The 22,416-nt window shown below is 63.9% G+C and carries 22 protein-coding genes and 2 tRNA genes; 8 read left to right on the plus strand and 16 right to left on the minus strand.

Annotated elements, in window-relative coordinates; translation table 11 throughout:
- The first annotated feature begins 217 nt into the window (after nt 1-217).
- Complete coding sequence (gene nadB, locus GO615_RS21385) at nt 218-1,801, plus strand: L-aspartate oxidase (RefSeq protein ID WP_169131846.1); 1,584 nt, start codon at nt 218-220, stop codon at nt 1,799-1,801.
- A gap of 41 nt (nt 1,802-1,842) precedes the next feature.
- Here the strand turns inward: nadB and GO615_RS21390 are convergent, their stop codons facing one another.
- From GO615_RS21390 to GO615_RS21430, 9 genes are all read right to left on the minus strand, one after another.
- Nucleotides 1,843-2,346 carry a protein YgfX gene (locus GO615_RS21390; protein ID WP_339380100.1) on the minus strand — a complete coding sequence of 168 codons (504 nt, stop codon included), beginning with the start codon at nt 2,344-2,346 and terminating at the stop codon, nt 1,843-1,845.
- 18 nt (nt 2,347-2,364) lie between these two features.
- Nucleotides 2,365-3,603, minus strand: coding sequence for a beta-ketoacyl-ACP synthase II (gene fabF, locus GO615_RS21395; protein WP_169131850.1), 1,239 nt, complete (start codon nt 3,601-3,603; stop codon nt 2,365-2,367).
- Nucleotides 3,604-3,624: 21 nt separating this feature from the next.
- Nucleotides 3,625-3,864: an acyl carrier protein gene (gene acpP, locus GO615_RS21400; RefSeq protein ID WP_004255952.1), complete on the minus strand. Its 240-nt coding sequence runs from the start codon at nt 3,862-3,864 to the stop codon at nt 3,625-3,627.
- A 93-nt stretch (nt 3,865-3,957) separates the two neighbouring features.
- On the minus strand, nt 3,958-4,707 hold the full coding sequence (gene fabG / locus GO615_RS21405; RefSeq protein ID WP_169131852.1) for a 3-oxoacyl-ACP reductase FabG: 750 nt from the start codon (nt 4,705-4,707) through the stop codon (nt 3,958-3,960).
- Nucleotides 4,708-4,712: 5 nt separating this feature from the next.
- Nucleotides 4,713-5,642, minus strand: coding sequence for an ACP S-malonyltransferase (gene fabD, locus GO615_RS21410; protein ID WP_169131854.1), 930 nt, complete (start codon nt 5,640-5,642; stop codon nt 4,713-4,715).
- Between the two features lie 15 nt (nt 5,643-5,657).
- On the minus strand, nt 5,658-6,623 hold the full coding sequence (locus tag GO615_RS21415; protein ID WP_169131856.1) for a beta-ketoacyl-ACP synthase III: 966 nt from the start codon (nt 6,621-6,623) through the stop codon (nt 5,658-5,660).
- On the minus strand, nt 6,620-7,633 hold the full coding sequence (gene plsX, locus GO615_RS21420) for a phosphate acyltransferase PlsX (protein ID WP_169131858.1): 1,014 nt from the start codon (nt 7,631-7,633) through the stop codon (nt 6,620-6,622). Before plsX ends, GO615_RS21415 begins: the two co-directional genes overlap by 4 nt.
- An 86-nt stretch (nt 7,634-7,719) precedes the next feature.
- Nucleotides 7,720-7,899, minus strand: coding sequence for a 50S ribosomal protein L32 (rpmF, locus tag GO615_RS21425; protein ID WP_018992335.1), 180 nt, complete (start codon nt 7,897-7,899; stop codon nt 7,720-7,722).
- Between the two features lie 27 nt (nt 7,900-7,926).
- On the minus strand, nt 7,927-8,430 hold the full coding sequence (locus tag GO615_RS21430) for a YceD family protein (RefSeq protein WP_169131860.1): 504 nt from the start codon (nt 8,428-8,430) through the stop codon (nt 7,927-7,929).
- 126 nt (nt 8,431-8,556) lie between these two features.
- On the opposite strand from GO615_RS21430, the gene GO615_RS21435 reads away from it, so the two are divergent.
- Both GO615_RS21435 and GO615_RS21440 read left to right on the plus strand, forming a co-directional pair.
- Nucleotides 8,557-9,132: a Maf family protein gene (locus tag GO615_RS21435; protein ID WP_169131862.1), complete on the plus strand. Its 576-nt coding sequence runs from the start codon at nt 8,557-8,559 to the stop codon at nt 9,130-9,132.
- Nucleotides 9,129-9,848: an SAM-dependent methyltransferase gene (locus GO615_RS21440; protein ID WP_169131864.1), complete on the plus strand. Its 720-nt coding sequence runs from the start codon at nt 9,129-9,131 to the stop codon at nt 9,846-9,848. The genes GO615_RS21435 and GO615_RS21440 overlap by 4 nt, the downstream gene beginning before the upstream one ends.
- A 3-nt stretch (nt 9,849-9,851) precedes the next feature.
- Here GO615_RS21440 and GO615_RS21445 read toward each other — a convergent pair whose 3' ends face one another.
- The gene (locus tag GO615_RS21445) at nt 9,852-10,508 is read right to left on the minus strand and encodes an HAD-IA family hydrolase (RefSeq protein ID WP_169131866.1); all 657 of its coding nucleotides are present in this window, start codon (nt 10,506-10,508) and stop codon (nt 9,852-9,854) included.
- On the minus strand, nt 10,501-11,460 hold the full coding sequence (locus tag GO615_RS21450) for an RluA family pseudouridine synthase (RefSeq protein WP_169131888.1): 960 nt from the start codon (nt 11,458-11,460) through the stop codon (nt 10,501-10,503). Before GO615_RS21450 ends, GO615_RS21445 begins: the two co-directional genes overlap by 8 nt.
- A 378-nt stretch (nt 11,461-11,838) precedes the next feature.
- Here GO615_RS21450 and GO615_RS21455 point away from each other — a divergent pair, with 378 nt between their 5' ends.
- Nucleotides 11,839-14,691: an Rne/Rng family ribonuclease gene (locus GO615_RS21455; protein WP_169131868.1), complete on the plus strand. Its 2,853-nt coding sequence runs from the start codon at nt 11,839-11,841 to the stop codon at nt 14,689-14,691.
- A gap of 80 nt (nt 14,692-14,771) precedes the next feature.
- Here GO615_RS21455 and GO615_RS21460 read toward each other — a convergent pair whose 3' ends face one another.
- Nucleotides 14,772-15,242 (minus strand): arsenate reductase/protein-tyrosine-phosphatase family protein, encoded by a 471-nt coding sequence (locus GO615_RS21460; RefSeq protein ID WP_169131870.1) that lies wholly within the window; start codon nt 15,240-15,242, stop codon nt 14,772-14,774.
- Between the two features lie 11 nt (nt 15,243-15,253).
- Nucleotides 15,254-17,311, minus strand: coding sequence for an excinuclease ABC subunit UvrB (gene uvrB / locus GO615_RS21465; RefSeq protein ID WP_169131872.1), 2,058 nt, complete (start codon nt 17,309-17,311; stop codon nt 15,254-15,256).
- Between the two features lie 171 nt (nt 17,312-17,482).
- Here uvrB and GO615_RS21470 point away from each other — a divergent pair, with 171 nt between their 5' ends.
- The 3 genes from GO615_RS21470 (at nt 17,483) to GO615_RS21480 (ending at nt 18,946) form a co-directional block, all read left to right on the plus strand.
- Nucleotides 17,483-18,691 carry an amino acid aminotransferase gene (locus GO615_RS21470; RefSeq protein WP_169131874.1) on the plus strand — a complete coding sequence of 403 codons (1,209 nt, stop codon included), beginning with the start codon at nt 17,483-17,485 and terminating at the stop codon, nt 18,689-18,691.
- 60 nt (nt 18,692-18,751) lie between these two features.
- Nucleotides 18,752-18,827, plus strand: a tRNA-Asn gene (locus tag GO615_RS21475).
- Between the two features lie 43 nt (nt 18,828-18,870).
- Nucleotides 18,871-18,946 (plus strand) — tRNA-Asn (locus GO615_RS21480).
- A 295-nt stretch (nt 18,947-19,241) separates the two neighbouring features.
- Here the strand turns inward: GO615_RS21480 and GO615_RS21485 are convergent.
- Nucleotides 19,242-19,469 carry a hypothetical protein gene (locus tag GO615_RS21485; protein ID WP_169131876.1) on the minus strand — a complete coding sequence of 76 codons (228 nt, stop codon included), beginning with the start codon at nt 19,467-19,469 and terminating at the stop codon, nt 19,242-19,244.
- 334 nt (nt 19,470-19,803) lie between these two features.
- Nucleotides 19,804-21,294 carry a GIY-YIG nuclease family protein gene (locus GO615_RS21490; RefSeq protein WP_169131878.1) on the minus strand — a complete coding sequence of 497 codons (1,491 nt, stop codon included), beginning with the start codon at nt 21,292-21,294 and terminating at the stop codon, nt 19,804-19,806.
- A 414-nt stretch (nt 21,295-21,708) separates the two neighbouring features.
- Between GO615_RS21490 and GO615_RS21495 the strand changes: the two genes are divergently transcribed.
- Nucleotides 21,709-22,134, plus strand: a complete 426-nt coding sequence (locus GO615_RS21495; protein ID WP_169131880.1) for a hypothetical protein — start codon at nt 21,709-21,711, stop codon at nt 22,132-22,134.
- 61 nt (nt 22,135-22,195) lie between these two features.
- On the opposite strand, the gene GO615_RS28685 is transcribed toward GO615_RS21495, so the two are convergent.
- The coding region (locus GO615_RS28685; RefSeq protein WP_211167276.1) for a hypothetical protein at nt 22,196-22,416 on the minus strand (221 nt) is incomplete at its 5' end.

Raw genomic sequence — 22,416 nt, forward strand, 5'->3', positions numbered from 1 at the left:
TCGTTACTCTATGTTGTGCAAAATCCGCGCCAGTATAGCGACCCAGCCCCGTCTCCGGCAAAGTCGAAGCTAACAAGAAGACCGACACGCTTTGAAATAGTTCAGACCCCGACATGGTTTTCAGTCGCAGCAAACGGCCTGCTACGGCCCAGGCCCCGGAGCGCCACATCGAACGTGATATAGTTCATGTACCTGTCGATCCTTGGCACATACGATCTTGTCAAAACAATACGACGTACTCATCCTCGGCAGCGGCGCGGCGGGACAGTCGATCGCGCTGCGTCTGGCAGACAAACTCCGAGTCGCCCTGGTTACCAAACGCGCGATCTCCGACAGTGCCAGCGCCTGGGCTCAAGGCGGCATCGCCGCGGTCCTCGACACCTCCGACAGCATCGAGGCGCACATCCAGGACACTTATATCGCGGGCGGTGGCCTGTGCGACCCGAATGCCACACGCTTTGTTGTCGAACATGGCAAAGCGGCCATCGAATGGCTGATCGGACGTGGCGTCCCCTTCACCCGCGAGGATCAGTCCAGCCTCGGATACCACCTCACGCGCGAAGGCGGCCACTCGCATCGGCGCATCATCCACGCTGCCGACGCCACCGGCGCCGCGGTGCAGGCCACGCTGACCGAACAAGTCAGCAAGCACCCCAACATCGACATCCTCGAGAATCACATCGCGGTCGATCTGATCCGCGGCGACAAGCTGGGCCTACCCGAGCAAGGCTGTCTCGGCGCCTATGTGCTCGACATCACCAACGATCGCGTGGAGACGATCGGTGCGCGCAACACCGTGATTGCCACCGGCGGAGCCGGCAAGGTCTATCTATATACGACCAACCCCAGCGTCGCAACCGGCGACGGCATTGCCATGGCATGGCGGGCGGGTTGCCGCGTGGCGAACATGGAATTCATCCAGTTCCACCCCACCTGCCTGTACCACCCGCAGGCGAAGTCATTCCTGATATCGGAAGCCGTGCGCGGCGAAGGCGGTCTGCTGAAGCTGCCTGACGGCACCCGCTTCATGCCGGCCCACGACGCACGCGCCGAGCTGGCTCCGCGCGACATCGTCGCCCGTGCCATCGACTTCGAGATGAAGAAACACGGTCTCGACTGCGTCTATCTCGATATCAGTCACAAGCCGGCCGAGTGGTTGCGCGAACATTTTCCCAATATTCACGCACGCTGCCTGGAATTGGGAATCGACATTACGCGCGAGGGGATTCCCGTCGTACCTGCGGCGCACTACACCTGCGGCGGCATCGTCACCGACCTTGCCGCACGGACCGACGTTCCCAACCTCTATTCCGTTGGCGAATCGGCGTACACAGGCCTCCACGGCGCCAACCGCCTCGCCAGCAACTCGCTCCTGGAGTGTCTCGTCTTCGGCGAAGCAGCAGCGAATGACATCCTTTCGCAGGCGAAGCGGCCCCTGCCGAGGCTCCCCGACTGGGACGAGAGCCGCGTGACCGACGCCGACGAAGAGGTCGTGATCTCGCACAACTGGGCGGAGTTGCGCCGTTTCATGTGGGACTATGTCGGCATCGTGCGCACGACCAAGCGCCTGCAGCGTGCCCAGCACCGCATCCGCCTGCTGGCGCGCGAAATCAACGAGTTCTACTCGCACTTCCGCGTCAGCAACGACCTGATCGAATTGCGCAACCTCGTCGTCACCGCCGACCTGATCGTACGCTGCGCCTTGCGCCGCAAGGAAAGCCGCGGACTGCACAGCTCGCGCGATTACCCGGATACGCTGCCGGTCGCACGCCCCACCATCCTGCGACCACACCGGCGCTGAACGACCGCAACAACCCGTTCCACCGTCGCGGAACCCTCGGCTCAACGCAGCGGGGGCGCTCCGTGCTCGGTCGCGTTGTTTTCGACGACACCTTCGATTGGGGCCGCACTGACCTTGTGTCGGAGCCAGATCTTGAGCTCCCGCCACTCATCCCCACGGACGTTTCCGCGCACTAGCATCAGCGCCCCTCGAATCGACCTGCGCGGCGAGCGCCGCACCCGCGTTCCGCGCCAGTGAATCCACACCGCCCAACCGAAATCCACGCAGCCCGGCTCGGCCAACGCATACACGGTTCTCCGGCCGCGGCCATCAGGGTCCACTGAGAGCTCCGCATTGTCCTGGAGGACCAGACGGACCCCCGCCTTTTCCTTTTCCGCGCGGTTGGCCAAGTGCAGCGAGAATCCCAAACCCGCGATCACGACAATCACCAGCGGCAGAGCAAAGGACGAACGCAGAAATGCAAACGCCGCGATCGCATGGATCGCGGCGTTCAACAGCAACATCTGCTTCGCCGGACGAAGCCCTATTTCAAGCGGGTAGCGCACCGGCCACCCCGCACCGACTCAGACGCGACGGAACGCGATGGTTCCGTTGGTCCCGCCAAAGCCGAACGAATTCGACAGCGCGGCGCGGATCTCCATCGGGCGGGCCTTGTTCGCGACGTAGTCGAGATCGCAACCTTCGTCCTGCTCGAAGATATTGATCGTCGGCGGAGCGATCTGGTTATGGATCGCCAGCGTCGTGAACACCGCCTCGACACCTCCCGCTGCGCCCAGCAGGTGCCCCGTCATCGATTTGGTCGAATTCACCGCAATCGACTTGGCGCGGTCGCCGAAGCAACGCTTGACCGCCGTCGTCTCGGCCAGGTCGCCGAGCGGGGTCGACGTGCCGTGCGCGTTGATGTAATCGACCTCTTCGAGCGACATGCCGGCATCACGCATCGCATTGGTCATGCAGCGCGCGGCACCGTTGCCGTCCTCGCATGGGGCGGTCATGTGGTAGGCGTCCGCACTCATGCCGTAACCGACGACTTCAGCGTAGATCTTTGCCCCACGCGCCTTCGCGTGCTCGTATTCCTCGAGCACGAGAACGCCCGCACCCTCGCCCAGGACGAAGCCGTCGCGCCCCTTGTCCCACGGACGGCTCGCCGTCTGCGGGTCGTCGTTGCGCGTGGACAGCGCGCGGGCCGAGGCAAACCCGCCAACGGCCAGAGGCGTGACGGTCGACTCCGCGCCCCCCGCGATCATCACGTCGGCGTCGCCGTACTGGATGAGGCGTGCCGCCTCGCCGATGCAGTGTGTGGCGGTCGTGCATGCGGTCACCATCGCCAGGCACGGCCCCTTGAGGCCGAACATGATCGACAGGTTGCCCGCGATCATGTTGATGATCGTGCCGGGGATGAAGAACGGGGAAATCTTGCGCGGCCCCGCCTTCAGGTAATCGTCGTGGGTCGCTTCGATCATCGGCAGACCGCCGATGCCCGACCCAAGATTGACGCCGATGCGCTCGGCGTTCTCTGCAGTCACCTGCAGCCCGGCATCCTTGAAGGCCTGGATGCCGGCGGCCATGCCGTAATGGATGAAGACATCCATGCGGCGCGCCTCTTTCGGCGAGAGATACGCGCCGATGTCGAACCCCTTCACCTCACCGGCGATCTTCACCGGAAAGTTCGTGGTATCGAAGCGCGTAATCTCGCCGATACCGGAGCGGCCGTTGAGGATATTGTCCCAGGCCTCCGGAACGGTATTGCCGACCGGGGAGATGATGCCCAGACCGGTAATGACGACTCTGCGACGGGTCAATGTTCGCTCCGGTAATCAGTCTTACTTCTTCAGGTGGGCGTTGACGTAGTCAATCGCCTGCTGAACCGTGGTGATCTTCTCAGCTTCCTCGTCCGGGATTTCGCACTCGAACTCTTCCTCGAGGGCCATGACCAGTTCCACGGTATCCAGCGAATCCGCGCCCAGATCGTCGACGAACGAGGACTCGATCTTGATTTCCGACTCGTTCACACCAAGTTGTTCGGCGACAATTTTCTTGACGCGCTGCTCGATGTTCTCCATGAACTAACTCCTTCCCAGAATGATCCAGATATGTAAGAAAAAAAGCCGGCGTATTCTACCAAAAAGGATGAGAACCGCTATCGCCGCCGGCGATTACGACATGTACATGCCGCCATTCACGTGCAGGGTCGTGCCCGTTACGTAGGCGGCAGCGGGCGAGGCCAGGAAGGCCACCGCTCCGGCGATTTCTTCGGGACGTCCGAGACGGCCGAGGGCGATGTTGCCCAGCAGCGCATCGCGGGCAGCTTCAGGCAGCGCACGGGTCATGTCGGTGTCGATAAAGCCCGGCGCCACGCAATTGACAGTGATGTTGCGGCTACCCAGCTCGCGAGCCAGCGCGCGGCTCATGCCGGCAACGCCGGCCTTCGCTGCTGCGTAATTCGCCTGCCCGGGGTTGCCGGCGCTGCCGACCACGGACGTGATGTTGATGATACGGCCGCCACGCGCCTTCATCATGCCGCGCATGACCAGACGCGACATGCGGAACACGGACTTGAGGTTGGTATCGATGACCGCGTCCCACTCCTCGTCCTTCATGCGCATCGCGAGGTTGTCGCGCGTGATTCCGGCATTGTTCACGAGAATGCCGACGGCACCGAAACGCTTCTCGATATCGCCGATCGCGGCTTCGCACGCAGCGGCATCGGTGACATTCAGGGCCAACCCGCAGCCCTTGATGCCGGCTTCCTGCAGGCCATTATCGATATCCGCGGCACCGGCTTCCGACGTCGCGGTACCGACGACCGTCGCTCCCAGCCGCCCCAGTTCGAGCGCGACCGCGCGCCCGATTCCGCGGGACGCACCGGTCACGAGGGCCACCTGCCCTTCGAGCGAAAAACTCATTGATGTCACCTCACCGCGGCAATGGATTGTTCGAGACTCGCGGCGTCGTGAATCGAGCCGCCCTGCACTTCACCCGCGATCCGCTTGGTCATGCCCGCGAGCACCTTGCCCGGACCGCATTCGAGGACATGCCCCATGCCACGGCGCGCCATGTCCTGCACGAGCTCGATCCAGCGCACCGGCGAAAAAGCCTGGCGCACGAGCGCGTCACGAATCCTGGCGGGGTCGTCATACACGGCGACATCCACATTGTTGATGACGTCGATCGCGGGCTTGCGGATGGTCACTGACGCGAGTCGCTCGGCAAGCCGCTCCGCGGCCGGCTTCATCAGCGCGCAATGGAACGGGGCGCTCACGGGAAGCAGCATCGCACGCTTCGCGCCGCGCGCCTTCGCGGCCTCGATCGCGCGCTCGACCGCGCCCTTCGCGCCGGCGATCACGATCTGACCGGGGGCGTTGAGATTGGCGGCCTCCACCACCTCGCCCTGCGCCGCTTCGGCGCAGGCTTCGCGGACGGCCTCGACCTCCAGCCCCAGCAGCGCGGCCATGCCGCCCTCGCCGGCGGGAACCGCCTCCTGCATCGCCTGCGCGCGGAAACGCACTAGCGGGACGGCGTCGGCAAAGGCCATCGCCCCGGCGGCGACCAGCGCCGAATACTCGCCGAGACTGTGGCCGGCGACCAACTGCGGCTTCGGACCACCGGCCGCAAGCCAGGCACGATACGCTGCCACACCGGCCGTGAGCATCAGGGGCTGGGTGTTGACGGTCAGCGCCAGCCGCTCGGCGGGGCCGTCATTGACCATCTGCCAGAGGTCCTCGCCGAGCGCATCCGACGCCTCGGCAAAGGTGTCACGGATTTCGGCACGGTCGCCGTAACCCGTCATCATTCCGACGGATTGGGAACCCTGTCCCGGAAAAACCAGAGCAAAAGCCATTGTTCTTGTCCTGACTCAGAATTGGAGCAGCGCCGCGCCCCACGTGAAACCACCGCCGACGCCTTCGACGATGATGCGCTGGCCTGCACGGATCCGTCCGTCGCGCACGGCGAGGTCGAGAGCGAGCGGGATCGATGCGGCCGACGTATTGCCGTGACGATCGACGGTGGCGATGACCTTCTCCATCGGCACGCCGAGCCGCTTCGCCGTCGCCTGAATGATGCGGATGTTCGCCTGATGCGGGATCAGCCAATCGACGGCCCCGGCCTCCATGCCGGACTCTGCGAGAACCTCGTTGGCGACCTCGCCGAGCACCTTGACCGCAAACTTGAATACCGCCTGCCCGTCCATGCGCAGGAACGGATCGCCGATCACCTGACCGGACGCGACCGCCCCGGGGACGCACAGGATGGGATGGTGACTGCCGTCGGCATGCAGCGCGGTCGCGAGGATGCCAGGCTTGTCGGACGCCTCGAGCACGACGGCACCCGCGCCGTCACCGAACAGCACGCAGGTGCCGCGGTCGGACCAGTCGAGAATGCGCGAGAACACCTCGGCGCCCACCACCAGCGCGCGCTTGTGACTGCCGGAACGGATAAATTTTTCGGCGATCGTCAGCCCGTAGACGAAGCCCGTGCACACCGCCTGCACATCGAACGCGGCCGCGCCGTTGCGCATGCCGAGCTTGGATTGCAGCAGGGTCGCCGTGCTGGGAAAGATGCAGTCGGGGGTCGAGGTCGCGACAATGACGAGATCGATGTCCTCAGGCTGCAGACCAGCGGCGGCGATGGCGCGGCGGCTCGCCTCGCAGGCGAGATCGCTCGAGGTGACGTCGCGTGCGGCGAGGTGACGGGTACGGATTCCGGTGCGCTCGACGATCCACTCGTCCGACGTGTCGATGCCGCGCGCGACCAGATCGTCGTTACTGACCGGCTCGCCGGGCAGGAAACTTCCGGTACCGGCAATTCGTGCATAGATCATGCTGCTCTCCCCATTGCCGCCATCCGCTCGCTGATGCGCTCGACGAGTCGGTTCGACGCGGCCTCGGCGGCACGGTGAATGGCCTGCTCGAATGCATACGCGTCGGCCGAACCGTGGCTCTTGACCACCACGCCGCGCAGCCCGACTAGGGCCGCGCCGTTGTAGCGACGATGATCGACACGTCGCTTGAAGCGCTTGAGCGCAGGCATCGCGACGACCGCCATGGCCTTGGTCAATAGGCTGCGGCTGAATTCCTCCTTGAGGAATGCGGCAAGCATCTGAGCAAGCCCCTCGGACGTCTTCAACGCCACGTTCCCGACGAAGCCGTCGCAGACGACCACGTCGGTCGTTCCCTTGTAGATGTCGTCGCCTTCGACGTTGCCGTAGAAGTTCAGGCCACTGCCGCGCAGCAGCTCGCCGGCGCGCTTGACCACATCGTTGCCCTTGATCGCTTCTTCGCCGATGTTGAGCAGCCCCACCGACGGGCGGTCGACGTGCTCGACCGCGGAGACGAGCATCGCCCCCATGATGCCGAACTGCAGCAGGTGCTCGGGCTCGCAATCGACGTTGGCACCGAGGTCGAGCACATACACCTGCCCCGTTCGCGTGGGCAGGATGGTCGCAATCGCAGGCCGGTCGATGCCGTCGAGCGTCTTGAGAACGAAGCGCGAGATCGCCATCAGCGCGCCCGTATTGCCGGCGGACACAGCGGCCTGGGCCGTACCGGCCTTCACCAGATCAACGGCAACGCGCATCGACGAATCCTTCTTCGTGCGCATTGCGATCGCCGGCGGGTCGTCCATCTCGACGACCTCGGACGCCGCGCGGACCGAGAGACGATCCGCAAAGCCATTGCCAATCGCGGCCACGGCCTGATCGAGCGCACTCTGACGCCCGACCAGAATCACCTTGGCCTCGGGATGGTTGCGCAGGAAGGCCTGCGCGGCCGGCACCGTCACGGACGGGCCATGATCGCCGCCCATGCAGTCAATCGCAACGGTGACACCCATGGTGCTTTCGCGCAACTCGAACAGGAATTCGGGATGAAAAAACGGCGCAGACGCCCTAAGCGCCGCGCCGCCTTGGAAGACAGGACTTATTCGCCCTTGGTCTTGACGACTTTCTTGCCGCGATACACACCGCTCGGGCTGATGTGGTGGCGCAGATGGACTTCGCCGGTGGTCGCTTCGACGGCGAGCGGGGGGTTGGTCAGGAAGTCGTGCGCACGATGCATGCCACGCTTGGAGGGGGATTTCTTGTTCTGCTGAACGGCCATGAAAAACTCCTAGTACAAATATCGCGCCTATTCCGCGCCGTCGTTCTTGCGCAACTTCTCAAGCGACGCGAAAGGCGATTCCTTTACGGCACCACCGTCAGGGCGGGGCGCCTCACACTTTTCATGCCGAGGCGCAATAGGCACCGCCAGCACGATCTCATCCTCGACCAACGCCGTCACATCCATGTCCGGCATTGCTTCAATTGCATCGAACGCATCTTCCTCCAGCTCGTCGTCCGCGATCGGCTGACCGGGCCTGACGAGCTCGAAGAGCACATCCACGCCCAAGGGCCAGATCATCGGACCGAGGCAGCGCTGGCAACGCACCTGCAACTCGCCTGAAATGACGAGCCGCATGCGCGGCCTGCGATCCAGCCCCATCTCACCGACAAGGCTGAACTGCACGCTACCGGACGTGTCCAGCAGCACATCGCCGAGCCGCGGCAGGTCCGCCAGCGGGATGATCGCGCTCAGACTGCGACCTTCGGCAGCAAACTTGAACGGATCCGGAAGAATGCTTCGTTGCGGCATAAGGGGCGCATGATATTATTTTCGGCTTCCCCTGTCAAAACCCCGAAACGCCTATTTTCAAGGATTTGCGCTGCCGAGAAGGCAGCACGAGCCTCATAGCGTCGCTCGGCCCCAGCCACTTCGATCATGAAACTGATACTCGCCTCGACCTCAGCCTATCGCCGCATGCTCCTGGAACGTTTCCAGACACCGTTCGAGACGGCCAGTCCAAAGGTTGATGAGACCCCCCTGCCCGGGGAAGCACCACCCGCCACCGCAAATCGCTTGGCGATCGAGAAAGCACGGGCAGTCGCACTCGACCATACCGACGCCCTGGTGATCGGCAGCGATCAGGTCGCGCACATCGGCGACGAAGTATTCGGCAAGCCCGGCACCGTCGACAGAGCCATCGCGCAATTGCGCCGCATGAGCGGTCAGGCCGTCACTTTCCACACCGCGCTCGCGGTCGTCAATACGCGCACGGGCCACGTTCGCAGCGAGAGCGTGCCGACTTTCGTGCGCTTCCGCGAACTGGACGACGACGAAATCCGACGCTACGTGGACAAGGAGCGCCCGCTCGACTGCGCCGGCAGCGCCAAATCGGAGGGACTGGGGATCACGCTCCTCGAATCGCTCTCGGGCGACGACCCGACCGCCCTGATCGGCTTGCCGCTGATCGCGCTGTCACGCCTGCTGCGCGCGGAAGGCATGCAACTCCCATGACCGCACGGCGCGGAGCATTGTTTCTGGTCCCGGTCAGCCTCGGCGACACGACATGCGCACACATCCTCCCGCACGAAGTACAGGCGATTGCGCGCCGGCTGCGCCACTTCGTCGTGGAAAACGCCAAGACCGCACGATCTGAACTGAAGCGCCTCGACCACCCGGGCCCAGTGCGGGATATCGACATCCAGGTCTTGCCGGAGAAGGACTCCAGCGCCGCACTCGATGCGCTGCTGGCACCGGCGCTGCAGGGGCAGGACATCGGCCTGATGTCGGAAGCCGGCTGCCCGGCGGTCGCGGATCCCGGAGCACGCCTGGTGGCGCGCGCGCACGCCCTGGGCGTCGAGGTGCGACCGCTGGTCGGACCGTCGTCGATCCTGCTCGCCCTGATGGCCTCCGGCCTGAACGGTCAGAGCTTCGCCTTCAACGGTTACCTGCCCGTTGCCGACGCGGAGCGGGACGGCCGCATCCGGCAGATCGAGGATGAATCTCGCCGCCTGCAGCGGACGCAGATATTTATCGAGACCCCCTACCGCAACGAGCGACTGTTCGACGCACTGCTGGCGAACTGCCGCCCGACCACGCGCCTATGTGTCGCACGCGAACTCACCACGGACAACGAGTGGGTGGCCAGCGCGAGCATTGCCGACTGGCGCAAGAGGCCCAGCCCGGAACTGGCGAAACGCCCCACCCTTTTTCTGATTCTGGCGAGCTGACGATCAGGCGTTATCGCGCAGCCACAGGGCGAGCTCGGCTGGCGAATCGAGAAGCCCAACGACTTCCTCGGCCTCCAGCGCCTCCCTCGGGTGCGCGCCGAAGGCCACACCGAGCCCGGCCACCCCTGCGTTCCTCGCCATCTGCAGGTCGTGCGTGGTATCACCAACCATCAGCGTGCGATCCCGGGCGACGCCGAGTTCGTCCATGATCTCCTCCAGCATCGCCGGATGCGGCTTCGAGAAACATTCGTCCGCGCACCGCGTGCTGTGGAAAAACGGCGTCAGACCACTTTGTTCCAGTGCGCGATTGAGCCCGAGCCGACTCTTCCCGGTTGCGACCGCCAGCATCCGGCCGGCCGCGGAAAGCTCTTCTATCATCGCGTAGGTACCGGGGAACAGCGACAGCTCGTGATCCCCCGCGAGGTAATGGTAACGATAGCGCTCGACCATCCGCGGATAGTCGGACTCGGGCAGATCGGGCACCGCATGGCGCAGCGCATCGGAGAGCCCCAGCCCGATGACGTGGCGCGCGCGCGCCTCGGACGGCAGCGGCAGATCCAGATCGCGCGTCGCGGCCATGATCGCGTTCACGATCGCGGCCGCCGAATCCATGAGGGTCCCGTCCCAGTCGAAGACGATGAGGTCGAAGCGCTTAGCCATGGTTGCGAGACTCTGTTGCATCCAGGTGATCGATAAAGCCCTGCAGCTCCTCCGGCAGCGGCGCATGCAGCACGATCGGCTCCCCGCTCAGCGGATGGGCAAACGCGAGATGGGCCGCATGGAGGAACATCCGCTTCAGCCCCTCATGCTCGAGCGCCTTGTTGAGCGGAAAATCGCCGTACTTGTCGTCGCCACACAGCGGGAAGCCGAGATGGGCAAGATGGACGCGGATCTGATGGGTACGACCGGTCTTGAGTTCCACTTCGAGCAGGCTGAAACGCTGCCACCTCTTCACGAGCCGCACGATGCTGTGGGCCGGCTTGCCATCGCCACTGACCCGTACACGTCGCTCGCCTTCCGGCGTCAGGTATTTGAACAGTGGTTCCTTCACGTGCTGGAGCGCATTGCCCCACCGTCCCGGCACCAGCGTGAGGTAGCGCTTCTCGACACGCCCCTCGCGCATCATGTCATGCAGGGCGGTGAGCGCGGAGCGCTTCTTCGCGATGATCAGCAGCCCCGACGTTTCGCGATCGATGCGGTGCGCGAGTTCGAGCATGCGCGCTTGCGGCCGCTGGCTGCGCAGCTGCTCGATGACGCCGAAGCTCACCCCGCTGCCCCCATGCACGGCCTTGCCCGAAGGCTTGTCGATGACGATGATCGCGTCGTCCTCAAACACGACCGGCAGGGGCTTGCCCGCGGGGACCGCCGCAGGCGTACTCGACTCGGCGATGCGAACCGGGGGAATCCTCACCTCGTCGCCAAGCGCCAAGCGGTAGGTCGGACCGACCCGACCGCCATTCACGCGCACTTCGCCGCTGCGCAGGATGCGATAGACGTGGCTTTTCGGCACCCCCTTGCACACCCGCATGAGGTAGTTGTCTATCCGCTGACCGGCCACAGAATCATCGACGCGCTCGCGCCTGACTGTTGCCGCTTTGCCTTGTGCCATCATCCTGAAATATACTTGCGGCCGGTTGGCCCCGGTCCGGTCGACGTCCCTCGCGCAAGGATGCGGAGGAAAGCGGTCGACAGCGAGCCCCAGAAGAGCTCCCGGGCAACCAGAACGTGCCGTCGTTGCCGAAAAGGACGACGATGGTAACGCAATCGACAATCTTCGATCCATTGGATTGAACAAAGACGCGTAACGCACCCGCAGGATCAAGCGTTCCGGCCCCAGGCGGGAATGCATGAACATCGACCAGCCGCCCCATCACAGCCCATTACCGACCGGAAAAAAGTAGAACAACCTACCCGCTCCTGATCACGTAACAAGCGCGATGGTGCGCGCCGTTCGTCCTGCCCGTGGGTTTCGCGCGGGGGAACGAAATCAATGAAGCGCATGCTTTTCAATGCGACGCAGGCCGAGGAACTGCGCGTCGCAATCGTGGATGGTCAGAAACTGATCGACCTCGATATCGAATCGGCCGCCAAGGAACAGCGCAAGAGCAACATCTACAAGGCCGTCATCACCCGCATCGAGCCCAGCCTCGAAGCGGCGTTCGTTGATTACGGCTCGGAACGGCATGGTTTTCTGCCGTTCAAGGAAATCTCACGCACCTACTTCGCGCCCGGCGTCGACGCCGGCAAGGCGCGCATCCAGGACGCACTCAAGGAAGGCCAGGAACTCATCGTTCAGGTCGAGAAGGACGAGCGTGGCAACAAGGGCGCAGCCCTCACGACGTACATCTCGCTCGCGGGACGCTATCTCGTCCTGATGCCGAACAACCCTCGTGGTGGTGGCGTGTCGCGGCGCGTCGAGGGTGACGAGCGCAGCGAACTGCGCGAAGTGATGGATCAGCTTGAGGTCCCCGCCGGCATGAGCCTGATCGCGCGTACCGCGGCGATCGGACGCAGCGCCGAGGAGCTGCAGTGGGACCTCAACTACCTGCTGCAACTGTGGCGTGCGATCGACGGCGCTGCTCAGTCGCAGTCGGGTGCTTTCCTGATCTACCAGGAAGGCAGCCTGGTGATTCGCGCGATCCGCGACTACTTCCAGCCCGACATCGGCGAGATCCTGATCGACACGGACGACGTGTACGAGCAGGCCCGCCAGTTCATGGCCCATGTCATGCCGACCAACGTGAATCGCGTGAAGCGTTACAGCGACGACGTGCCGCTGTTCTCCCGCTTCCAGATCGAGCACCAGATCGAGTCCGCCTACTCGCGCCAGGTGAGCCTGCCCAGTGGCGGCGCGGTCGTGATCGACCATACCGAAGCCCTCGTCTCGATCGACGTGAACTCTGGCCGCTCGACCAAGGGCGCGGACATCGAGGAAACGGCCTTCCGCACCAACCTCGAAGCCGCCGAAGAGATCGCACGCCAGCTCCGTCTGCGCGACCTCGGCGGCCTGATCGTCATCGACTTCATCGACATGGAGTCGCAGAAGAACCAGCGCGAGGTGGAAAACCGGCTGCGTGATGCGCTGCGCCACGACCGCGCGCGAGTGCAGACCGGGAAGATCAGCCGCTTCGGCCTGCTCGAACTGTCGCGCCAGCGCCTGCGCCCCGCGCTCGCGGAGACGAGCTACATCCCGTGTCCGCGTTGCAACGGCACCGGCCATATCCGCAGCACCGAATCGTCCGCGCTGCACATCCTGCGCATCCTCGAAGAGGAAGCGATGAAGGAAAACACCGGCGCGGTGCATCTCCAGGTGCCCGTCGATGTCGCCACCTTCCTCCTCAACGAGAAGCGTTCGGATATCGCGCACATCGAGTACCGGCACAAGATCCAGCTGATCATCATCCCCAACCGCCATCTCGAGACGCCGCATCACGAGATCATCCGCCTGCGCCACGACCAGCTGAATCAGGAAGAGGGCAACCTCGCCAGCTACCAGATGGTCGGCAAGCCCGCCGAAGTCGATCTGCGCCTGCCGACGAAGGACGACAAGAAACCGGCTCGCGCCGAAGCCGTAGTGAAGGGCATCGCTCCTGCGCAGCCCGCACCGATGGTCGAGCCGAAGCCCGAACCTGCGGCTGCTCCGACCGTGCAGCCTGGCCTGATCGGTCGCTTCCTTGCATGGCTGCGCGGCGAGAAGGCTGCGCCGGCACCGCAAGCGGCCGAAGAAGCTCAACCCAAGCGTGAAGCGCGTCCGCGTGGCGAGCGCGGAGAGAATCGCCGCGGCGGCAACAACCGCAACCGGCGTGAAGGCCAGCGCACCGAACGCGAGGAGCAGTCCCAGCCCGCGCGCAATGGCGGTCGGGGCGAACAACGGCAGGAACGCCAGGAGCGGGCCGAACGTCCGGACCGGGCGGAGCGGGCGGAACGCCAGGAGCGTGCCGAGCGCCCCGAAGCGACGGAACGCAGCGAAGGCCGTCGCCAGCGCGCGCCGCGCCAGCCGAAACCGGTCGAGGTGGTCGAAAGTGCGGCCGAGCAGCTGGCTGCGGAAGCAGTCGCAGCCGTCGGTGTGACCGAATCCGCCGCACCGTCCGGTGAGGAGGGAGCCCCCGAGAAGCGCCGTCGCCGTAGCCGCGGCCGCCGCGACCGCCGCCCGGGTGAGGATCAGACGACGGCCGCCGCGACCGGAGCCGAGACGGCTGAAATCGTTCCCGCCGGCGAAATGCCCCAGACCGAACCGACACCGGAAACGGGCGCAAGCGCTGCAGTGGCAACGGCCGAACCCGTCCGCGAGCTGATTGCTGTCGAGGAAGCCGAGGCGCCGCTGCCGGTCGTCGCCAGTGCCGCCGAAGCGGTTCCGGCCGAAGTCGAAGAAGCCCCAATGCCCGTTCTGGCTGTAGCAGCAACTGTTCCCGCCGAGGCGGCAGTCGAGGCCGTGCCGACCACGGAGGAACCGACGATCGGCATCGAGCCCCTTCCGACGGCGGCAGCCGAGGCGGTGCCGACTGAAGTGGCCGTGGTAACCGCAATCGCAGCAGCGGACACTGCTAGCGAAGCAACACCGCCGGTCGCCGTGGAAGTCGAGCCCCTCGAGTCCGCACCCGAACAGGTTGCAGTTGCCGAGGCAACTGGAGCCGCGCGCGCACCGTCCGCCCCGATTGACCTTGGCAGCACACTGGCGGATAGCGGTCTTGTCATGATCGAAACGAGCCGTGAAAAGGTTCAGGCCCTCGCCCAGTCCCATGCGGAGGAAGCACGGACCCGTCCGCTCGGCCGGCGCCCACGGCCGTCGCTCGTGATCGCCGACGAGCCGCTGCAGCAGGTTGAAACCCACAAACCGAACTGATCGGCGACGGCAGAAGGAAGGAAAGGGGGGCGCCCACCGGGCGCCCCCCTTCTTGTTTCAGGCCGTCACGCCATCGTCGATCAACGCGTCGGCCGCAAGGCGTCCAGCAGCCCTCCGACAGCGTCTTCGCAGTAGTCGAGCACCAGATCGAACCCCCGCTCGCCACCATAGTAGGGATCCGGCACTTCCTCAGCCTTGAAGCGGCGTGCATAGCTCATGAAGAGCCTGACCTTGTCGCGATGCGCGTCGGGGCAACTGCGCTCCATGATCTCGAGATGCCCCGCATCCATGGCGAGCAACAGGTCGAAAGTCTCGAAATCCCCTGATTCCAGCTTGCGCGCCCGCAGCATCGACAGGTCATAGCCGCGCTTTTCGGCCGCCTTGCGCGTGCGCGGATCGGGCGCCTCACCGACATGATATCCGTGCGTCCCGGCCGACTCGACCTCGATCACCCCATCCAGCCCCGCAGCACGGATCGCGTGGCGGGCCACCCCTTCCGCAGTGGGCGACCTGCAGATGTTGCCGGTGCAGACGAACAGGATCCTGGTCACGAGTCCACCTCTCACGCCGCCCCGTGCTGATCCGCGCCAAACGCGCGCTGACGCAGCCGGAACAGCTCATCGCGGGCAGCTGCAGCCTTTTCGAATTCGAGGTTGCGCGCGTGCTCCTGCATCTCCTTCTCAAGCTTGCGGATCGCCTTCGCAACGGCCTTCTCGTCCATCGCAAAATATTCGGCCCGTGCCTCTTGCGCCACCATCGCATTGCGCTCGTCGCTGCTCGAATAGACGCCGTCGATGATGTCCTTGATGCGCTTGCTCACGGTCTTCGGGACGATACCGTGCTCGGTGTTGAACGCGAGCTGCTTCGCCCGACGCCGATCCGTCTCATCCATTGCCGCACGCATCGAGCGCGTCACCACGTCCGCATACAGGATGGCACTGCCGTGGATATGCCGCGCAGCCCGCCCGATGGTCTGGATCAGCGAGCGCTCGGAACGCAGAAAGCCTTCCTTGTCGGCATCCAGAATCGCCACGAGCGACACCTCGGGAATATCCAGGCCTTCGCGCAGCAAGTTGATGCCCACCAGCACATCGAACTCCCCGAGACGCAAGTCGCGGATGATCTCGACACGCTCGACGGTATCGATATCCGAATGCAGATAGCGCACGCGGATGCCGTTCTCGGCAAGGTAATCGGTAAGGTCTTCGGCCATCCGCTTCGTCAGCGTCGTAACCAGCACGCGTTCGCCCGCGGCGATGCGGCGCTTGGCCTCGGACAGCAGATCATCGACCTGCGTGCTCGCGGGCCGCACTTCGACGGCGGGGTCGATCAGCCCCGTCGGACGCACGACCTGCTCGACCACCTGCCCCTGATGCGTCGCCTCGTAGTCTGCCGGCGTGGCCGAAACAAAGATTGTCTGCGGCATCAGGCGCTCGAACTCCTCGAACTTCAGCGGCCGATTATCGAGTGCCGACGGCAGGCGGAAGCCGTATTCGACAAGGTTCTCCTTGCGCGAACGGTCGCCCTTGTACATGCCCCCCACCTGCGGAATCGCCACGTGGGATTCGTCGACGAACAGCAAGGCATCCGGCGGCAGATAGTCAATCAGCGTCGGCGGCGGTTCGCCCGGCCCGCGCCCCGACAAATGGCGCGAGTAGTTTTCGATGCCCTTGCAGAAACCCATCTCGTTGAGCATTTCCAGATCGAAACGCGTGCGCTGCTCGATACGTTGCGCCTCGACCAGCTTGGCCGAGCGCTGAAAGTAGCTGACACGATCCCGCAGTTCCTCCTTGATGGCCTCGATCGCCTGCAGCACCGTAGCGCGCGGCGTGACGTAGTGGCTGGAGGGGTAAACGGTGAAGCGGACGAGCTTTTGCTTCATGTGCCCGGTAAGAGGATCGAACAGCGTGAGATGTTCGATCTCGTCGTCGAACATCTCGATCCGCACCGCATACTCGGCATTCTCCGCCGGAAATACGTCGATGACGTCACCGCGGACGCGGAACGTTCCCCGTCGGAAGTCGATGTCGGAGCGCGTGTACTGCATCGCCACGAGCCGCTGCACGAGGTCGCGATGCGCGATCCGCTCGCCTTCGCGCAGATGCAGGATCATCGCGTGGTAATCGACCGGATCGCCGATACCGTAGATGCACGACACCGTCGCGACGATCACGACGTCTCGCCGCTCCATCAGGCTCTTCGTCGCCGACAGGCGCATCTGCTCGATGTGCTCGTTGATGCTCGAATCCTTCTCGATGAACAGATCGCGCGACGGCACATAGGCTTCCGGCTGATAGTAATCGTAGTAGGAGACGAAGTACTCGACCGCATTCTCGGGGAAAAACTCCCGGAATTCGGCGTACAGCTGCGCGGCGAGCGTCTTGTTCGGCGCCAGTACCAAGGCGGGCCTGCCACAGCGCGCGATCACGTTCGCCATCGTGTAGGTCTTGCCCGAGCCGGTCACGCCGAGCAGGGTCTGGAACATCAAGCCGTCCGACACGCCCTCGGTCAGCAGATCGATCGCGACCGGCTGATCGCCGGCGGGCGCGAAGGGCTGATGGAGCCTGAAAGGGCTCCCTTCGAAAGTGACCACCGGAACACTGTCCGTCGTACTCGTCATGCTAGAATTTCCGGCTTGTTTCAAGCGCTTGCCCGGCTGCCGCAACCGATCGGACAGGACTTGGCAAACGCGCATTATTTCGCAAAATGCGGCTCAAGGCACGGCTGATGGACCGGCACCCACGCGACAGGTTCAGTCCACCGCGCCTCCCGCGCAACCTGGAGTTGTTTTATGCCCGCTTCGATCTTCGCCGCCGTCGAGATGGCGCCCCGTGACCCGATCCTCGGACTGAACGAGGCTTTCAACACCGATGCGCGCACCGACAAGGTGAACCTCGGTGTCGGCGTCTACTACGACGACAACGGCAAGATTCCGCTGCTCGCAGCCGTCAAGACGGCCGAAAAGGCGCGCCTCGAAGCCATGCCGCCGCGCGGCTACCAGCCGATCGAAGGCCCCGCCGCATACAACACCGCCGTGCAGAACCTGCTCTTCGGCAAGGATTCGCACCTCATCGCCAATGGCCAGGTCGTCACCGTCCAGGCGCTGGGCGGCACCGGCGCCCTGAAGGTCGGCGCCGACTACCTCAAGCGTCTGCTCCCCGGCGCGACCGTATACATCTCCGATCCCAGCTGGGAAAACCACCGCGCGCTGTTCGAGTCCGCCGGCTTCCCGGTCGAGAACTACCCGTACTACGAACCGAGCACCCGCGGCGTGAATTTCGCCGGCATGAAGGCCAAGCTCGAGCAGCTTGCCCCAGGCTCCGTCGTCGTGCTCCACGCCTGCTGCCATAACCCGACCGGCGCCGACCTGACCGAAGCGCAGTGGAGCGAAGTCGTCGACGCCTGCCGCGAACGCGCCCTCGTACCCTTCCTCGACATGGCCTATCAGGGCTTCGCCGACGGCATCGAGCCGGACGCCGTTGCCGTGCGCCTGTTCTCGGCAAGTGGCCTGCAGTTTTTCGTTTCGAGTTCGTTCTCGAAATCGTTCTCGCTCTACGGCGAGCGTGTTGGCGCTCTCTCCATCGTCACCGCAAGCAAGGACGAGTCGGCCCGCGTGCTGTCGCAGGTCAAGCGCGTGATTCGCACCAACTACTCCAACCCGCCGATCCACGGTGGTGCCGTCGTCGCCGCCGTGCTGAACTCGGCCGAACTGCGCCAGATGTGGGAAGACGAACTGGCCGGCATGCGCGACCGCATCCGCTCGATGCGTACCGGGCTGGTCGAGAACCTGAAGGCTGCCGGCGTCGCGCAGGACTTCTCGTTCGTAATCCAGCAGCGCGGCATGTTCTCCTACACCGGCCTGTCGGCCGCTCAGGTCGAACAGCTGAAGAACGACTTCGGCATCTACGCCGTGTCGACCGGCCGCATCTGCCTCGCGGCCCTTAATTCGCGCAACATCGGCTACGTCGCCAAGGCGATCGCCGAAGTCGTGAAGGCCTGAGAATTTCGCGCAAGCGATATTGACGCATAGCCGCGCGCTACCTATAATGCGCGGCTCCATTCCCCGATAGCTCAGTCGGTAGAGCAACGGACTGTTAATCCGTGTGTCCCTGGTTCGAGCCCAGGTCGGGGAGCCAGAATTCGGCTCCTGCAGTATTTCAGCATGAGCACCAGTACCGATCCCCGATAGCTCAGTCGGTAGAGCAACGGACTGTTAATCCGTGTGTCCCTGGTTCGAGCCCAGGTCGGGGAGCCAGTAAAGGTAAGCAGATGGGCCACCTCTCGGGGTGGCCCATCTGCTTTGTGATGCGCCGTCTGGTGCATCTCTGGTCCCGGTTTTGCGGCGGCAAGGGCTCATCACCATTCATCGCCCGCCGCACTCAGCCCATCACGGCGCTGCAGGGACCGCCCCGGCTCTCACCTTCATCGCGGCAGCGCGGCCGCCTCACCGGCGCCACTGGCCCTACATCGAGACCCGAATCGAGGCGCCCTCACCTCCTCGCCACGTCAGGTCCATCGCCGGTTGGCGGCGGGGCATTGCGTTGCCCGGCCTACGTCAGGACGCTCAACACTTGCTCGGCGCGAAAGCCATCGCGAAGCATTCGCGTGGCGACAACACCCCGCTCGATCGCCGTGAGGCTGCGCGCTGCCACCTTGCCGGCTACAAGCCTACCTGCAAGCACCATCGCCTCGATGCGGTCGGTCGTCTGGACCAGGGTCTGGAAGTGGCTGCGAGGGCGACGGCCGGCGCCATCTCCGTTCAATATTGCGTATCTCATGACAGCCTCCTGCGACCACTGCAGCGCATCTGTTGCCGCTTCAGTGTCTACACGAGTGAAATATCGGCACCCACGCCCGCTTCTTGAGACCGCTCGACGACTGCTTTCGGGGGGCGGCCTGAACTTCCGCCGCCGGCCAGAAACGGTCAGTGAGCACATCTTAGTGACTGACTACTTCAGGCTGAACGGGGTCATTCGCCGCAAGCAGTCACTGCGAATGTCGAGTTCGTTAACCGACATTCAACCTCCCGCGGCATTTGGACCCAGACCGCCTTGAACTGAAACGCATCCCGGTGGGCGGCCCGCTGATTCGCACGGCCTAGACTGCGAGAGCTCAGAAGGCGCCCGTGTTGAAGCGATACTTGGCTTGGTCTTCCGTGATGCCTCGCGTTTCGGCGATATAGAGAATCGCCTGACGCTTCGACCGGAACTCACGGCCATCGACCATTACCGGGTGTTGGGAGTGCTTGTAAGAAGTGGCGGCCAGGGGCGCGGCTATGGCTTGCTCCACAGACATGCCCTGCTGGTTGATGCGGTTCTTCAGCGTGCTTACGCCGATGCCATGTGCTCTGGCTACAGCAGTCAACGAGGGGTAGCTGACCCCGTTAACCGTGAGCTCCTTGCCATGCACCCTCTCGATCTTGGTTTGGGTGTTGACCCATTCGAAGTTGCCGGGACCCCAGGGCTCATTAGGTCGCTTCCGGACCAACTCCATGTCGGCCGGCACAGGTGATACATCGGCCTTGAAGCTGTCATAGTTGCCGACCCACTCGGCCACAACAGCGTCAGCGTGCCGTTTTTGCATCGATTTCCAGCGTCGGAATAGGTCAGAACCGGCTTCTGGATGCCAGCTACGTTGCCGTACCTTATCTGCCTCCGGGAGGGGCAGGCCTTTCTGGAGCCGGGTGCGAATGACATGCTTCGCCATGCCGAGGCGCGGACTCAGCACATCGGCTGCTTCCTCGATGGACCGAAACTTCTCGTCTCCATACTGTACGATCTTGCCGCCCGGACTTCCTAGACCACCGGGCTTGGCTGTATTGAGACCCTGAGGCCCTAGCGCACCCAGACGCTCAACCCAGACGGCTTCACGGGCTGGCAGCAAGAGGGGGTCCATGATGCCGGTTTCGAGGGCATCAATATCGAATCCCGCGGCTCCGTCCTCGCGGATCGCCATATGGAGCTTCGATGTCGACCCCTCAGTTGCTCTGCGCACATGAAAGGCCCAACGCTGTTCGACCGAAGTCACTGTAAGGCCGACATACACGGCGCCGGTTTTGCGGCGTATGACGCGATAGATCGAACCGGACCGGTGACTGGCGAAGGCCGTAGGAACTGAAAGCGCGTCGTCAAGGTTCCAGCCGGCCTTCAGTCGAGACCAAACCAGCGCGCGGTCTTCGTACCTGCTCAGCGTGTGCAGCAATGCCGCAACGCTGTGAAAGTGCTTACCTGACTGCTCGGGATACTCGTCGCCGTCATAGACGAAGCCTTTGCGACGACCACCGCCGTAAAAGCTCCGCCAGGTTGCCGCCGGCAGGGTCAAAGCATGCGAGAGGGTGTCGCCAGAGAGTTCGTTGCCTTTCGCCAGTGCACGCACACGCTGCCAGAAGTTTCGATAGTCCACCACCGCTTCTGTAGAACGAGCCGAGTAGTAGGCCTGTACGTCGGTCGACTGTCCATCAATTTCGACCATAGTGCGGCGTACTCCGTACTTACGCCTGAACTCATCCGCAGTGAGCCAAAGGGCTTCGTCGATGTTTTCCGAGGAAAGCGAGCCGGCCTTGACCAGGCGCAGAAATCGGGCGCTGAACGTGGCGAGTGACACTGAGGGCGCACGCTCTGTAGACCAATAGATGCTGGCCGGGCCCGCATGGTCCTTGCCCCCATACCTGACGACATCAGGTGCCTTCGAATTGCTAGGTCGCCGCCCAGAAACCATCATCCCCCCAAGGTTGCGTTCTATAACGCTACGTCATGGTACAGAGAACGGGCTATGACTGCTTCCCGCCATGCAACGCGCTCTAGGGGTTCAATCGCGAATGGCCGCAACCGCTGCAAAGCAGTCATAGACCATGCTCAGTCCGATGTCCGTTCTGGGTCGTCAGTCCCCGTTCACCCTTTTGAGAAGCAGCCGCTCGACCGCCCGAGTGAGGATCTCCCGCGAACAACCGATTGACCCGCCCCGGGCTGACGCTCAGCCCGGGTCGCCATCTCAATCCCCCGTCGCTGGAGCCTCCTCATGTCCGCCCTCCTCCGCCCGTCCGATGCTGTCTCCGAAACCGCGCTGCAGAACTGCCTCGACAGCGTTCTGTGGTCGCTGCGCACGCAGACCAACGCGATGTCCGTCCTGCGCCTGTCGCAGGAGGAACTCAACACCAAGGTAAACGCCTCGTACAACGCGGCGCTTGAACTGGCCGAGTTGTGCAAGATGCTCGAACTCGATCACGCGACCCGCACGTTGCGCGAGTCCATTACCGATGGCGCCCTCGCTCGCGCCCGGATCGCGCTGGCTGCGCACCCGAGGATCGTATCCGAGCTCCTTTGGCTCGAAGAGATCGACTTCAGCCGCGTGGCGCCGATTTCGCCGATCGACGCTGACGAGATCAACCGCATGCGTCCCGACCATGCGGAGCAGATTCGTCGGTTTCGCTGGCTGCGGGCGTAACAGCCCTCCCCCTCACCTCCATATTATTTCTGTGGTCCGTTTCGGCCACCACAGGGCCCCGTCAGGCATCGCGCCTGCCGGGGCCTTTTCCGTTCACGCACTCATTGAGGGGAGCGATGTTTTCATGTTGTCCAGCGTATTGTCCAAGGCGGCCCTGGCCGTTGTGCCTGCTGCGGGCGGGCCCGTGGCGGCTGTTCTCGTGCCCGCGCTCGCGGCCGTGATCTCGAGCCGCCAGTTCGAGATCGATCTTCGTATCGTGGTGCGTTAGCCGCACCCCACCCT

Origin of the sequence: Aromatoleum evansii (genome assembly GCF_012910805.1) — a bacterium.
Taxonomy (GTDB): Bacteria; Pseudomonadota; Gammaproteobacteria; order Burkholderiales; family Rhodocyclaceae; genus Aromatoleum; species Aromatoleum evansii.